Origin of the sequence: Mesorhizobium sp. M7A.F.Ca.US.006.04.2.1 (assembly GCF_004022915.1) — a bacterium.
Classification (GTDB): Bacteria; Pseudomonadota; Alphaproteobacteria; order Rhizobiales; family Rhizobiaceae; genus Mesorhizobium; species Mesorhizobium ciceri.
Genome location: NZ_RZQA01000055.1, coordinates 1 through 14,092 on the forward strand (window position 1 = coordinate 1; position 14,092 = coordinate 14,092).

Annotated in this window: 14 protein-coding genes; all 14 read left to right on the top strand. The window is 58.3% G+C overall.

Features of this window, described 5'->3' with window-relative positions:
* The first annotated feature begins 72 nt into the window (after positions 1-72).
* A complete protein-coding gene (locus EN925_RS05180; RefSeq protein ID WP_164753574.1) occupies positions 73-849 on the top strand; it encodes a class I SAM-dependent methyltransferase in 777 nt (258 codons plus the stop codon).
* Between the two features lie 5 nt (positions 850-854).
* Positions 855-1,664 carry a methyltransferase domain-containing protein gene (locus EN925_RS05185; RefSeq protein WP_081714306.1) on the top strand — a complete coding sequence of 270 codons (810 nt, stop codon included), beginning with the start codon at positions 855-857 and terminating at the stop codon, positions 1,662-1,664.
* A complete protein-coding gene (locus EN925_RS05190; RefSeq protein ID WP_164753572.1) occupies positions 1,642-2,799 on the top strand; it encodes a glycosyltransferase in 1,158 nt (385 codons plus the stop codon). The genes EN925_RS05185 and EN925_RS05190 overlap by 23 nt, the downstream gene beginning before the upstream one ends.
* Entirely contained in the window at positions 2,796-3,938 is a 1,143-nt protein-coding gene (locus EN925_RS05195; RefSeq protein ID WP_127384807.1) for a glycosyltransferase family 4 protein, read from the top strand. The genes EN925_RS05190 and EN925_RS05195 overlap by 4 nt, the downstream gene beginning before the upstream one ends.
* Positions 3,939-3,995: 57 nt before the next feature.
* The gene (locus tag EN925_RS05200) at positions 3,996-4,430 is read left to right on the top strand and encodes a hypothetical protein (RefSeq protein ID WP_127365510.1); all 435 of its coding nucleotides are present in this window, start codon (positions 3,996-3,998) and stop codon (positions 4,428-4,430) included.
* Between the two features lie 573 nt (positions 4,431-5,003).
* The gene (locus tag EN925_RS05205; RefSeq protein WP_127365509.1) at positions 5,004-5,489 is read left to right on the top strand and encodes a hypothetical protein; all 486 of its coding nucleotides are present in this window, start codon (positions 5,004-5,006) and stop codon (positions 5,487-5,489) included.
* Between the two features lie 331 nt (positions 5,490-5,820).
* Positions 5,821-6,141, top strand: coding sequence for a hypothetical protein (locus tag EN925_RS05210; protein ID WP_127369837.1), 321 nt, complete (start codon positions 5,821-5,823; stop codon positions 6,139-6,141).
* 120 nt (positions 6,142-6,261) lie between these two features.
* Positions 6,262-7,071: a CpsB/CapC family capsule biosynthesis tyrosine phosphatase gene (locus tag EN925_RS05215; protein ID WP_127369838.1), complete on the top strand. Its 810-nt coding sequence runs from the start codon at positions 6,262-6,264 to the stop codon at positions 7,069-7,071.
* On the top strand, positions 7,071-7,853 hold the full coding sequence (locus EN925_RS05220) for a polysaccharide biosynthesis/export family protein (protein ID WP_024503662.1): 783 nt from the start codon (positions 7,071-7,073) through the stop codon (positions 7,851-7,853). The genes EN925_RS05215 and EN925_RS05220 overlap by 1 nt, the downstream gene beginning before the upstream one ends.
* A gap of 29 nt (positions 7,854-7,882) precedes the next feature.
* A complete protein-coding gene (locus EN925_RS05225; RefSeq protein WP_127369994.1) occupies positions 7,883-10,261 on the top strand; it encodes a polysaccharide biosynthesis tyrosine autokinase in 2,379 nt (792 codons plus the stop codon).
* Positions 10,149-11,408, top strand: coding sequence for a hypothetical protein (locus tag EN925_RS05230; RefSeq protein ID WP_127384805.1), 1,260 nt, complete (start codon positions 10,149-10,151; stop codon positions 11,406-11,408). Before EN925_RS05225 ends, EN925_RS05230 begins: the two co-directional genes overlap by 113 nt.
* Complete coding sequence (locus tag EN925_RS05235; protein ID WP_127388307.1) at positions 11,405-12,736, top strand: O-antigen ligase family protein; 1,332 nt, start codon at positions 11,405-11,407, stop codon at positions 12,734-12,736. Before EN925_RS05230 ends, EN925_RS05235 begins: the two co-directional genes overlap by 4 nt.
* Positions 12,737-12,879: 143 nt before the next feature.
* On the top strand, positions 12,880-13,761 hold the full coding sequence (rfbA, locus tag EN925_RS05240) for a glucose-1-phosphate thymidylyltransferase RfbA (protein ID WP_013532727.1): 882 nt from the start codon (positions 12,880-12,882) through the stop codon (positions 13,759-13,761).
* The coding region (locus tag EN925_RS05245) for a dTDP-4-dehydrorhamnose 3,5-epimerase family protein (RefSeq protein ID WP_164894140.1) at positions 13,762-14,092 on the top strand (331 nt) is incomplete at its 3' end.

Here is a 14,092-nt window from a genome sequence, read left to right on the forward strand (position 1 = left end):
GGAATGTGATTGCAGTCCAAGGGCCTGGTGCGAAACAGCGCACGGTTTTGATGGTCGGGCCGGATGCCAGAAATGAATGAGAAGAAAGCATTTTACGACGAGAAAAACAGGCGCATCGTCCATGTCGGCACGGTGGCTGATGACGACTATTGGGATTCTCACTGGGCCGACGGGATTGTCTTGAGGCCGGATCGCTTTGTCGTTGAAACCACCAAGCGATATCTGACCGGATCGGCCAAGGTCCTGGACGCTGGATGTGGCTTGGCCAATACGGTCCATGGCCTCCACCAGGCAGGCTTTTCCGCCTACGGGATCGACTTCGCGCAGAAGACCGTGGGGATGGTGAACCGTGCCGCGCCCCATTTGCAAGTGACCGTGGGGGATGTTCGAGCAACGGGCTTCGCGGACGGATTCTTCGATGGGGTGTGGTCCCTGGGGGTGATCGAGCACTTCTTCGACGGTTACGATGAGATCGCATTGGAGATGAGGCGCATCATCCGATCAGGAGGAGTTGCCTTCGTGACAGTGCCGAGCATTTCTCCTCTCCGACAGTTGAAGATCAGAATGGGTCTCTATCCCAGGTTTTCAGGTGAACAGGCCGGATTTTACCAGTTCGTTCTTGGGCCGTCTTCGATTGTTTCCAGTTTCGAACAGCACGGCTTCAAGCTTCTGGGATCCCAGCCAAGGGGAGGCTTCAAGGGGCTGAAGGACGAGACATTTTTCTCCAAGCCGATGCAGGCCTGGTACGACAGCAAGAATGGAATCCTGAGAGGTTTGCGTGCTGCCGCGGACCGGTTGCTCGGGCCATTTTCGCATCATACGCGGCTCTACGTCTTCCACAGGATATAGCGCGGATGTCCAATCCGAGTGGGCGCAGATCGCCAAACGAAACCGGTGGTGAAGCAGTATCGATATTGCGAAAGTTTGTTCGTGCGAATGTGGCTGTTTCCGAGTTCCTGGACAGAGCTCTGCCGCGACGCCTTCGCATCGACGGCAACCGGACCTTTGCGACGGAGATAGCACCTCCCTTACTTACCTCAAATGCACGGGTTTACGACCTTGGCGGGGGTGCCAGGCCGTTCGTCAGTCTTTCGGAGAAGCGGCGCCTGAGGCTTTTTGTCGTTGGGCTCGACCTCGACGCGGAAGAGTTGTCGAAAGCGCCGCGCGGAATATACGACGAGGAGATTGAAGCGGACCTTACCTCGTTTAGGGGGAGGGGCGATGCTGACGTCGTCATTTGCCAGGCAACGCTCGAACACGTCCGTGATGGCGAGGGTGCCTTGCGCGGCATTGCCAGTTGCGTGAAGCCGGGAGGCGTGGTTGCCATTTTCTCGCCCTCGCGCAACGCCGTTTTTGCCAGATTGAATCGGGTCCTGCCGGAGGGGATGAAACGACGGCTGCTTTTTGCGATCTATCCTGAAAAGGGCATGGGTCATGACGGGTTTCCGGCCTTCTACGACAAGTGCTTGCCCAGTGACGTCGAGACAATCGCAAAACGGAACGACCTGGAACTTGTCGAGCGCCGTCTGTTCTGGAAAAGCTCCTACTTCTATTTTTTCGTGCCGGCCTTTCTTGCCTGGCGCATCTGGTTAGGCGTTTCGGCCCTGCTTCTCCGCAAGGATGCCGCTGAAACCTACGCCTATGTCTTTCGGCGAAAACAGTGAGTTCCCGCGGCTCATGAAAAGGAAGCTCGCGCTGATCGCCATTCCGCTCGACAGAAGAGGCGGTGCCGAAACCATCTTGAAACTTGTTGCGCGCGCACTCGCGAGACGACCCGACTGGGACGTCGAAATCGGCTTCTTGGGTGGCCAGGCGGCGGGCGAGGCCGCTGGATCACACCAGAAGGGAATTCGGTGCAGCTACGGCTTTGGCGGCGGTAAGGCCATGAGCGAGTTTTTGCTCGCTCCGCGGCTGATCCGGCATCGGTACGATTTGGTGTTCTCGAGCCACGCACGGGTAAACTCGTTTCTGGCTGCCGCGCGAAGCGTGGGACTTCTCCGCAGCCATAGGCTGGTCGCCCGCGAGTCCACGGTGCTTCTGGACCGCTTCAAGGGTCTTCGCGCGCTCGCTTACAAGGCGCTCTACGCTGCCTATGGCAGCCAGGACATGATAGTCGCGCAAACGAGCTATATGAATGAACGCCTGCGTGACGTATTGCCCCGCCGAGCAATCGCCAAGCTGCGTACTTTGCCCAACCCGGTCGATGAAGATCTCATCGTCAAAATGTCCATGGAGGCATTGCCCGGGCACGACGCCGAGATACTTTCCCGCCGTCCGCAGATAGTCTGGTGCGGTCGGCTGATTGATGTGAAGCGTCCGACGATCGCGGTTGATGTGCTGGCCGAGGTCAGACGAAGGACCGGCGAGGATTATGAGCTGACCATGGTTGGCTCTGGACCCATGGAAGCGGAGTTGAGAGCCCGCGCTGGCGAGCTTGAGCTGGCCTCGCGACTAAATCTGCTCGGCCAGAGAGACAACCCGTTTCCACTGTTTCGCGCAGCGCGTGTCGGCATGCTCACGTCGGCGACGGAGGGATTTCCCAACGTCCTTCTGGAAATGATGGCTTGCCGGATTCCTGGCATCGTCACCACCCCCTGTGCGGGAGATCTGGACATGCTGTCGGGCCTGGAGATTTCAGCCGGCTTTGGCGCGTCGGAAGTTGCGGAAGCACTGCTGAAGGTCATCCAAGGCGGCGATCGGTCGGCCTTGTACGGAAAGACCTTGTCGGAAAGATCGCCGGATCGGTTTGCGGATATGCTGTTGAGAGCGCCGTCGTCATATCCGGGTGGGCAGAGATGACGCCCGTTGCTCGCGACAAGATAATCGTCTCGATAAACACATCCTGGAATGTCGTCAATTTCCGCAAGGGATTGATCGAGGCGCTGCGGAGCCGTGGCTATGAGGTGGTCGTCGTCGCGCCGAGAGACGCGTATTCTTCGCTGATTGCGGCCATGGGCTGCCGCTATGTCGAACTCGACATGGACAATTCCGGCACGTCACCGTTGCGGGATCTGGTCCTTCTGTGGCGCTACTGGCGTCTCTTGCGGCGCGAGAGACCGCTGGCGTTTGTCGGCTTCACGATCAAGCCCAACGTGTTCGGCTCCATCGCGGCCAATCTGAACGGCATTCCCGTCATCAACAACATTTCGGGATTGGGGACGGCGTTCGTCCGCGGTGGTCTGCTGCTCAGGATTGCCAAGGTCTTGTACCGGGTGGCGTTGGCCCGTTCCAAAATGGTTTTCTTCCAGAACGACGATGACCGGATGCTGTTCGTCGATGAACGCCTGGTTCGCAAGGATCGAACCGCGCTCTTGCCTGGCTCCGGCATCGACCTCGTGCGTTTTGCCCCGTCGTCCGAAGCGCGCACCGGGTCTGGCGCCATCGTCTTTCTTCTCGTGGCCCGGCTTCTCTGGGACAAGGGTGTCGGCGAGTTCATCACGGCGGCCCGTCGGGTTTGCCGTGAGGTGCCCGGAGTGCGTTTCCAACTGCTCGGCTTTCTTGATGTCGAAAACCGGACTGCGGTCAGCCGCGAGCACGTGGAAAAATGGGTTGCCGAGGGATTGGTCGAATATCTCGGTTCCACCGACGATGTGCGGCCTTTCATGCGTGCCGCCGATTGTGTCGTGTTGCCCTCCTACAGGGAGGGAACGCCGCGCTCGCTGCTTGAGGCGGCTGCGATGGGCAAGCCGCTGATCGCAACCGACGTGCCAGGATGCAGGGAAGTGGTGGACCACGCCGTCAATGGCTTCCTGTGCAAGGTGAGGGACCCTGATGACCTTGCGAACAAGATGGTCGAGTTTGCGCGGCTGGACGGCTCGTCCAGGGACAGGATGGGGGCCCGGAGCAGAAACAAGGTCGAGCGGCAGTTTTCGGAAACGATCGTCATCGAGAAGTACATGCAGCAGATAGAAAGACTGAGCGCCCTTGCGACGAAATGAGCGGACCGGCCGCACCGGGTCGGATGGAGGATGGTTTTGTCAGTCAGGAGCATAGCGTTGCTTGCCGTCGTGGCTGTTTTGTTTGGTGTTGGCTTTCTGGGCATAATCGTCATGCAGAGGGGCGGCCCGTCCCCCGCGAAGCCGGTAGCCGCGCTCGAGCCGTTTGACGGCAAGCTCGCCATTCCATCGGTCGATGATCTGCGCGTCGGCGGTCGCAAGATCCTGCTGTGCGGGGCGGCGTTTTCCAGGCCTCAGGCTATGCGCCTCCTGGTGACGGAAGCGGCGCGCCGAGACTATCAGGGGCTCGTCCTGGCCTGCAAACCTGTAGGTGCCGGAACACCTTGCGACGGCAAGATCGCTTCCAGGGTTGGCGATACCCTTGTTGTGCAGTGCCTGACGGCTGAGGGGGAAGATTTGGCCACCATACTTACGCAGGGCGGAATTCTCTGCGGCCAGCCGGTTCAGGCCGGCGCAACGTACAAACCTTGCTGAGCGGGATTTTCGGGGCCGCCGCAGCGATGCGATGCGTACCGCTCTTTCCCGGAACTCGACGCATAGTGCTCAATCCGTTCGTTTTGACGATCCGTCAGGGCAAGAGTGGCATAGAGATCGCGTCCGTCCGCAACGGCAAACAGAAGGATGCATATGCGCCTTCCGAGCTTCTTGGGGAAGATCCTGAAGAGGCAGAGGTTCCGCCGAATGGTAACACTGCCTCAGTGAGTATCGAACACGAATGCCGTCTGACGCTTGGCTAGTACAGGCTGTGGGGCTTCTTGCGCATTTAGCGTGCCTAATTTCTCCGCGACTCTGATCGGCCTGTCCTTAGGAACAATGGCGACGGAAAGGAAACCTCAATTTCTGTCTGTTAATAATAAACGTGCGCTGGCCAGCTAAATTGCTCATGCCTTCTCACTAAAGTACTGTGCTCGGACAGACACGCATCAGCTTAAATCGCCTCGCGCGCGCGAAACAGGTTGGAATTGTGGCCAAAAACTGGTACGCGCTAATGAACTGCCTTGGACTGGGTGCGCCGGAAGCGGTGCAGCAAGAGGGGATCGAAGACTGATGAACCTTGTGGTTAAAACTGCGCTTGCCGTATTTGTCGTGTCAATCGGGTTTGGTTCAGCTTCATCGTTTGCCCAGGATGCTTCGTGCAGCTGCGCGACACCCTATCAAGGTTCGGCAAGCCCGATCGGATCCATTCATTCCGCCATCGGTGATGTGATGGTGTCGCAAACAACGGGCTATGGCGCTGCCAAGGTCGGAAGCGCGCTCGATTTTGGTAGCCGTGTGGTGGTTGGCGCCAAGGGCGCGGCCTCCGTTCTGGTCGGCGGCTGCAGTCTGGAGGTTTCGGCCAATTCGAGCCTCGACGTTTCCCGCCTTGGCAACAACATCTGCCTCAAGCTTGTCGGCTCTGAGCAGACTGCTGCTATTCAGCCCTCCGGTGGCGGCGCCGGGTTCGGTCCGCCGGAGGCGATTTTCACGGGCGCGCTTCTGACGTCTGGCGTGCTCGCGGCGACGCAGGACGACGACAACGGCGTCAGCCGCTGACGAAGATTAAGCGGTGTTGGCCGCTGTAGTGAAAGTGCTGGATCGGTCGGCGGCCCGGCTAGTTTACTGGATTCGTTAACCATTTGCTTTATTGCTTGGGGTGGGGTGGGTGTGATTCGTACCAACAGGGCGAGTTGCAGGTTTTGGTGGGGTAAAAATGATGAGTTACCATCGGTTCGGGGCTGCTTTTGCTTTTGTTGCATTCGTCGCAGGGGGTGTCCTGTTGGCCGCGCCCGAGGCTGTAGCTCAGCAAACCTGTTCCTGTCTTGCGTCCGTGCCGGCGTCCGCAGACGCGATAGGTCGGCTTACGCAGGTCCGGGGTGATGTCCAGATGTCCCAGGCCGGCGGCTATGCAGGGGTGGATGCCGAGGCGCCGGTGTATGCGGGCGCTCGCATCATGACCGGGGCGCAGGCGTCTGCTTCGCTGGCTATCGGAGCCAATTGCGCGCTCGATATTCCAGCCAATGCCACCGTCAAGGTCGACCCTATCGAAGGCGGCATGTGCGTTTCGCTTGAGACACCAACTGCGACGATCGTACCCGCCAGCTCAGAACCTGGCATGCTGCCGGTTCTCTTGGGCGGCGCCGCCGTCGGTGGTGCCGCCGCCCTTATTATCGGCCTGCAGGATGACGACGACGCGGTCAGCCGGTAGGCGGGATACGACACCCGTTGTTTTGTGTAAATTTGTCAAATGCGTCATTCGCCTTCATGCGGGTGACGCATTTCTATTTTGTCGAGGCGAAGCTTTGCCTCCTCTCAACCAGAAACGCCAATGATCGACCTGCATTCACATATCCTGCCCGGTCTCGATGACGGTTCTCCTGACTTGGCCATGTCGCTGGAGATGGCACGGCTGGCAGTCGCCGACGGTACAACGCATATGGCATGTACGCCGCATGTGATGCCTGGGGTTTATGAGAACGCCACGCCAAACATTGCCGAGGCTGTTCAGGCGTTGGAACTGGAGCTTCATCGCGCTGCCATACCGCTTACCTTATACATTGGCGCTGATGTTCATCTCGCGCCTGATCTTCCCGATCGATTGAGGCTAGGTACGGTGCCCACTCTGAACGGATCCCGCTATTTCCTGTTCGAGCCGCCACATCACATTCTGCCTCCGCGGCTCGAAGACTTCGCCGCCCGTCTCATAGGCGCCGGCTTCGTGCCGATCCTCACTCATCCAGAACGGTTGACCTGGATCAAGGCGAATTACGACGTCATCGAGAGGTTGAATACGCTAGGCTGCCTTATTCAGCTCACGGCTGATTCTGTGACGGGGGTCTTTGGACGTACGGCGCTGTACTACTCGGAGAAGCTGCTGGATGAGGGCAGGGTGGATATTGTCGCCTCCGATACGCACGGCGCCAGCCGCCGGCGGCCAGGGCTTTCGCAGGCGGTTGTCGCCATCGCGAACCGGTGTGGGGAAGATGAGGCTTACAACATGGCAGTGAAACGCCCGGACGCGATATTGCAGGATCGGCCGCTCGTGCCCATCGGAAAGCAAAGCGCGAGAAAGTCGGGCGGCAGCAGTGCGGGGCGGTTTGGCGGATTGGGCCGGTTGTTCAAGAGCGGGGCTCTTTGATGGGCATTTTCGATCTTGCAAGAAGTCGTGCGGGCACCGTGCCCGCCTTACTCGCATCGCTAGCGATATCTGCTTGCGCAAGCACGTCGTCGACATCGACGTCCACCACCAGTTCTGTCGATGCGCTGCAGCCGACGGCGTCTTCATCGGCGCTCTCTGGCGGTGGTACGCTGCAGGTGGTCAAGGATCTTCCGCCGCCGCAGAATACCCAGAATGGCAGCGAGCAGCCGCTGTCCGCCAACGATGTGCTCGAGGTCAGTGTGTTTCAGGTCGATAATTTGAACAGAACAGTTCAGGTCGACGCAGGCGGGCAGATTTCGCTTCCGCTGATTGGAACCATGACTGCAGCCGGCAAGACCGTTCGTCAGCTCGAGAAGGAAATCGAGACTGCCTACGGTGAAAAGTACTTGCAGTCGCCTGACGTGACGATTTTCGTCAAGGAGTCGATTGGCCAGCGCATCACGGTCGATGGTGAGGTCAACAAGGCCGGCATTTATCCGGTGTCCAGCAGCGCTTCCTTGCTCGACGCGATCGCCCTTGCCGGAGGGTTCAATCCGGTCGGTGATGCCGGCAAGGTCTTCGTCTATCGCAATGTCGGCCAAAACAAGCTGGTCGCAAATTACAATGTCGAGGAAATCCGCGCCGGCAAGAACCGCAACCCGCGCATCTATGGCGGCGACGTGGTCGTCGTTTTTGCTTCGAAGTCGAAAATCGCGATGAACAATTTGAAGGATGCGCTGGGCCTCGCCTCCAGCGCTGCCCGCATTGCGGTCATTCCGTAGACACGGACAACCCCAGGATCACCTCGCGCATGCTCGATCGCAACAGGCAGCCCCAACTTGCCGGACCCGGACATGGTCAGGCCCTGTCCGCGGACTCCTATTACGACGTGCCGCAAAACTACGGTCCCTATGGTCGCGACTATGCGGGCCAGGATGAGGGGTTCAACCCGCTCAAGCTGCTTTTATACATCGTCCAGTATCGCTGGCTGATCGTCATGATGGCGGCCGCCGGGCTCGTTGCCGGCGTTATCGTGACGATGATGCAGACACCAAAATACCAGGCGACGACACAGCTCGAAGTTCTGGTGCCTTCGGCGAAAGTGTTTCAGGACATTGAGGTTGTTTCCGAAAACAGCGACGTCCGGGCCTTCCTGACCGCGCGGGAGAAGCTGAAGAGCCGGGCATTGGCTCAGCGCGTGGTGTTCCAGCTTGGGCTTGGCGAAAGGCCGGACTTTCTGTTTCCGACGCCGAGCTTCTCCCCGAGCAATATTGTTTACCGTGCGTTCGGGATGTCCAAATCACCTTCCATTGAGGAGAAAACGCCCGAAGAGCGCGAGGCAATTGCCATCAAGCGCATCCAGGAAGATCTAACGGTCAATCTGGTCACCAATACAAGCCTGTTATCGATCACCTTCGTCGATCAAAAGCCGAAATATGCAAGCGACGTTGCCAATCAGGTCGCGCAGAGTTTTATCGATCAACGTCTCGATCAGACCAGCGAGACCTCCGATCTGGCACGGCAGTTCATCCAGGAGCAGGTTTTGCAGGTGAAGCAAAAGCTGCAGACCTCCGAAAAGGAACTGGTCACCTATGCAAAAGATGCCGGCATCACTGTTACCGGCGACGACAAATCGCTGATCGGCTCGAACATCGAAGCCCTGAACACCGCCCTGGCCACGGCAATCCAGGAGCGTCTTGATGCGGGACGGGTGGTCGATCAGATAGAAAAGGGCCGCGGGTCGAGCCTCGGTCCGGTTCTGGAAAGCGAAGGTCTGCAGAAGCTTAGCGATAAACTGGCGGATCTGACCAGCCAGTATCAGCAGAAATTGGGCATCCTGAAACCCGGTTTTCCGGAAATGCAGCAATTGCAATCGCAGATCAAGGAACTGCAGCGACTCTACAACAACGGCGTGCTGGCGATAACCGATTCGTTGCGGCTGAAATATCAGGAAGCGCAGAACAAGGAAACCGACCTCAAGTCCAAGCTCGCGGAGATGGAGAGGCAGCAGGTTGTCTTCAACGACAAGAATATCAAATACACGATCCTGAAGCGCGAAGTCGACTCCAACCGGTCGCAGTATGACAGCCTTATCGCCAAGCTGAATGAAGTCGGTGTTAGCTCGGAACTCAAGACGCAAAGCGCTGCGATAGTCGATTTCGCTTCGCTGCCCACAGCCCCCTATTCTCCACGTCTGAGCATCAATCTTGCAGTCGCTCTCGCGCTTTTCATGGCCCTGGCTGCATCGATCATCTACATCATCGAGTTGCTGAACAACACTTTCACCAACCCGGAGCAGATCGAGAAAGAGCTGGGACTGACGATGCTCGGCATCCTGCCGCTTGTTGGTGATCGCGAACTCATAGCCAGCATCGCCGATCAAAAATCCGGGCTCTCCGAGGCCTATCGTTCGCTGCGAACATCGCTGCAGTTCTCCGGTGTGGAGGGCGCGCCGCGATCGCTGCTGGTGACCAGTTCGGAACCGTCGGAAGGCAAGTCGACCACGTCGTTCAAGCTTGGCCAGGATTTCGCGGCACTCGGCGCAAGGGTTCTGCTTGTTGACGGCGATCTCCGCAAACCCAACCTGCACCGGCTGTTCGGCCTCGACAATGCGATCGGGTTGAGCAACCTGCTGACAAATACCGTTCGCAAGGACGATCTGCCAGGCATTTTCAGACCGACGAAATACCCCAATGTCACCGTGCTGACGTCCGGAACGATTCCGCCGAATCCGGCCGACCTGCTCTCGTCGCCGAAGATGGCGTTGATCTTGACCAATCTAGGCAAACGCTTCGATCTGGTCATCATTGACGCCCCGCCGGTCGTCGGTCTTTCCGACGCACCAATCCTCAGCCGGCTTGCCGAAGGCACATTGATGGTCGTTTCGACCAATCAGGTCACACGCAAGTCAGCCAAAACGGCACTCAAGCGTCTGCGCTCAGCCGGTGCGAATGTGATCGGAGCGGCGATGTCGAAATTTACAGTCAACAAGTTCGATTACAATTACGCCTATAAATACATGAACTATCAGTACTACGACTATGGCGCGAGTACCCCGAAAATTGAGGGCAAAGTCGATGACGGAGCAGGCCAGCCCGCTCACGCGAAATCTCCGGCGTTCAGGCGTTTGGTTCGTCGCCTCCGTTCTGGTGTTGGCGGTTTCGTCGGTAGGGCTAAGTCGGCTTCTTGAGTCGGAAACGCCGGCCGTCTCGCTTGCGCTCGATCCGTTCAACGTAGATGCCTTGATAGGCGAAATTGCCGGTCGGTTGAGCGAAACAGGCGACGGTGCTGATCTCGATGTCTTGGCAACAAAGGCGAAGGGCGCGCTTCGTTTCAATGTCGCGGATGCCCGGCTCTACAGCCTGATAGGCGAGATTGAGTATCGACAAGGCGAAAAAGATGAGGCTTTCGAACTCTTCGACCAGGCTCGAAAGCTGTCCAAGACTGAAATCCATTCGCTTCAGAGATCGATCGATCGCTCGATCGAGGTGGGCGATCTGTCAAAGGCCGTTGCCGAGATCGACACGTTGCTGCGCCGGTGGCCCGACAGATTTCCAGTCATTGCGGCGGGCTTGCCGGCTATTCTTTCAAACCCGGACGGATACCAGGCTGTCCTGGCAGCCTTGAGGATCGAGGCGCCGTGGAGATCCAGTCTTTTCACCGCCCTTGGTAAGGATCCGCGGGGCCTGCGCGTCGCAAATCAACTGTTGCTGGACCTTGCCGGATCGAGTTCACAACCGACGTCGAAGGAACTGTCTGCCGTAATCAACGGATATATCAGGCAGAAGGAATACGAGGCGGCTTACCGGCTGTTCCTGTTCAGTCTGTCCGATCAGGAGCGGACACTGGCCGGATACATTTTCAACGGCGGCTTTGAACAGATCCTCAGCGGCAAGCCATTCGACTGGCAGGTTCGCGACCGCTCCGGTCTGGAAATTACCTTTGCCGGGGCGCGCGATGTCGGCGAAGGCGATAGCGGAGCGACTGTCCGATTCCTGAATACGCCGGTGAAGAACGCCGCGCTCCAGCAATATGTCGAACTGCCTCCCGGCTCCTACAGGATTTCCCTGATCGCCTCCGCGAGAAACCTGAAGCTGCCCAAGCAGCTGTTCTGGTCCATCAGATGCGCGGATCCGGCGGGCGAAATAGCTCGGTTCGACATTCCGGAAGGCACGTTCAATCGGCGGGAGTTGAGCCTGGATTTCGCGATCGGACCAAGCGCGTGTCCCATGCAATTGTTGCGGCTGGAAACAGCTGCCATCGCTGAGAGTTGGCGATTTCGGTACGTTGGCACGTTGGTCATGCACAAATTGAGCATCGAAAGAGTTTCATCTTGAGAGAGCGGTCAACCCGGTCCACGGAATGGGAAAAATATCTGCTTGGGTCGGTTCTCTTCCTGTCGGTGCTGATTGGCGGCGGCACCGCGAGCGGTCTCTACACCGAAGCGCTGATCGAGGTGGCGGCGATCGTCTCGGCCGCGGCCGTCTTTTCAAGGCCGTCGGAACGCGGCATCCCTCGCTCGGCCCTGTGGTTGCTTGCTCTGGGCCTTGCCGTGTTCTGTTTTCAAATCGTGCCGCTGCCCGCCGCCCTGTTGAGCGGATTGCGGCCTGAGGTTCTACTTGCAAATCCGTGGCTGAGCGGTGAAACCGGGCTGCGTTTCGTCAGTGTCGGCGTGGGACGTACGATCGAGTGTCTGTTGTATTTCGTGGCGATGGCTGCATTCTTTCTGAGCGTCACCCGCTTGCGCCCAGATCAGGTCTACGGCCTTCTGCCCTTCTTTTTCATGGGTGTCATCTGTAACGGACTGGCTGCGGCGATCCAGTATTCGCTCTCCGATACGGTTGCCATACAGGGTTTGTTGCCGTTCACGATCAATGCGGGACTGTTTGCCAACCAGAACCATTTTTCGGCTCTGCTCTTCGTCTCCATTCCCTTCGTTGTCTACTACGGCCTGTTTCGCGGGCACCTTCTGTCCGGGTCGCTCGGCTTGATAACGCTGCTGCTGTTGCTTCTGGCCGCCGGTTCGCGCGCCGGTATTCTGATAGGGCTGGCGATCACCATGGTATCAGTCCTCTTTCTGTCCGCGCGCTCGAGGCTGGGCGGGTATGGAATACCCGCTGTCTTCATCGGGCTTTCGCTCTACACGATCGGGGCGTGGACGAAGATCGATGCGGAAGTGGTTGACCCGGCCTTTGGACGGGCCGAATTTGCCCGCACGACGATCGCGGGAATTGAAGAGAACTGGGCGACGGGCGTCGGCTTTGGGAGTTTTCCGAAGGTCTATCAGATTTACGAAAAGGGAGAGATGATCTTCAAGCCCTACGTCAATCACGCCCACAATGATTATCTAGAATTGGCACTTGAAGGTGGCGCTCCTGTTGTCTTTCTGGTCGCAGCTTACGCGATATTGCTTTTTGCGTTTTCCGTTACGGCACGGCGAGATCCGCTGCAGAAAATGGCGTTTCTCTCAGTATCGTTTCTGCTCGTTCATTCTCTGGTCGATTATCCCTTGCGAACGGCGGCACTGGCGATGACCTTCGCCTATATGAATGGCGTTATCTTTCACAAGGGACTTGCTGAGCGGCTGAGCCAGAGAGGCGAGTCGACCGCCGCCCATGATGACAATCTGCTTGTTCCCGTCAGGCCGGCTTTGGCAAGACGATAGCAATGCGTCGCCTGAATTGGCCATGGATTGGCGCCGGATCGTGACCCAGTCATTTGACGAACGCCGAGATTGACAAGCCAGTGCATGGAACCTAAGCACGGGCGGCTAGGGCCGGGGGGTTCAGGCATGTCAAGGAGAGCTTCTTGAAAGGAATTATCCTTGCTGGAGGCAGTGGAACGCGTCTTTATCCACTAACATTAGCAGTCTCTAAGCAAATTCTGCCGATATACGACAAGCCGATGATCTATTATCCGCTGAGCGTTCTGATGCTCGCGGGTATCCGAGAGATTCTGATCATTTCGACGCCGCGTGACCTGCCGGTTTTTCGCGATCTGCTTGGCGATGGATCGGAGTTCGGGCTCGACCTGTCCTATGCCGAGCAGCCGCAGCCCAACGGGCTGGCGGAAGCGTTCATCATCGGCCGCAATTTTATCGGCAAGGACAACGTGTCGATGATCCTCGGCGACAACATCTATTTCGGCGATGGGCTGTCGCAGCTTTGCCGCGACGCTGCCTCGCGCGAAAAGGGCGCTTCGGTGTTCGCCTATCATGTCGAGGATCCCCAGCGTTATGGCGTGGTTTCCTTCGACAAGGCCACGGGAACGGCGCTGACGATCGAGGAAAAGCCGCAGGTGCCGAAATCCAACTGGGCGGTCACCGGTCTCTACTTCTATGACAACGATGTCGTCGACATCGCCCCTGCCATCCGTCCCTCGGCGCGCGGTGAGCTCGAGATCACGGCGGTCAACAACGTCTACCTCGAGCGCGGCCAGTTGCATGTGCATCGGTTGGGGCGCGGCTATGCCTGGCTCGACACCGGCACCCATGACAGCCTGCATGAGGCCTCGTCCTTCGTGCGCACCATCGAGCACCGCCAGGGCATCAAGGTCGCCTGTCCCGAAGAGATCGCCTTTGAACAGGGTTGGCTGACTGTGGACCAGGTTCTGCGTCGCGCCGATCACCTGGGCAAGAACGAATATGCCGCCTATCTGCGCCGGCGTGTCGTCGACCTGTCGGAGGCCTAGGTGCTGGAAGTCAGGCCCCTTGGCATCGATGGCGTTCTGGAAATCGTTCCGAAGCGACATGGCGACGCGCGCGGCTTCTTCGTCGAAACCTACAATGCCGAGCGCTTTTCGCAGGCCGGCATAGACTTGGCTTTCGTGCAGGACAATCATTCCTATTCCGCCGCGGCGGGCGTCTTGCGAGGGCTTCACTATCAGCTTGCGCCGCGCGCCCAGGACAAGCTGCTGCGCGTCATCCGGGGCAGCATTCTCGATGTCGCGGTCGACATTCGCCGCGGTTCGAAAACCTTCGGAAAATGGGTCGCTCTCGAAGTGTCGGCCGAAAAGGGCAACC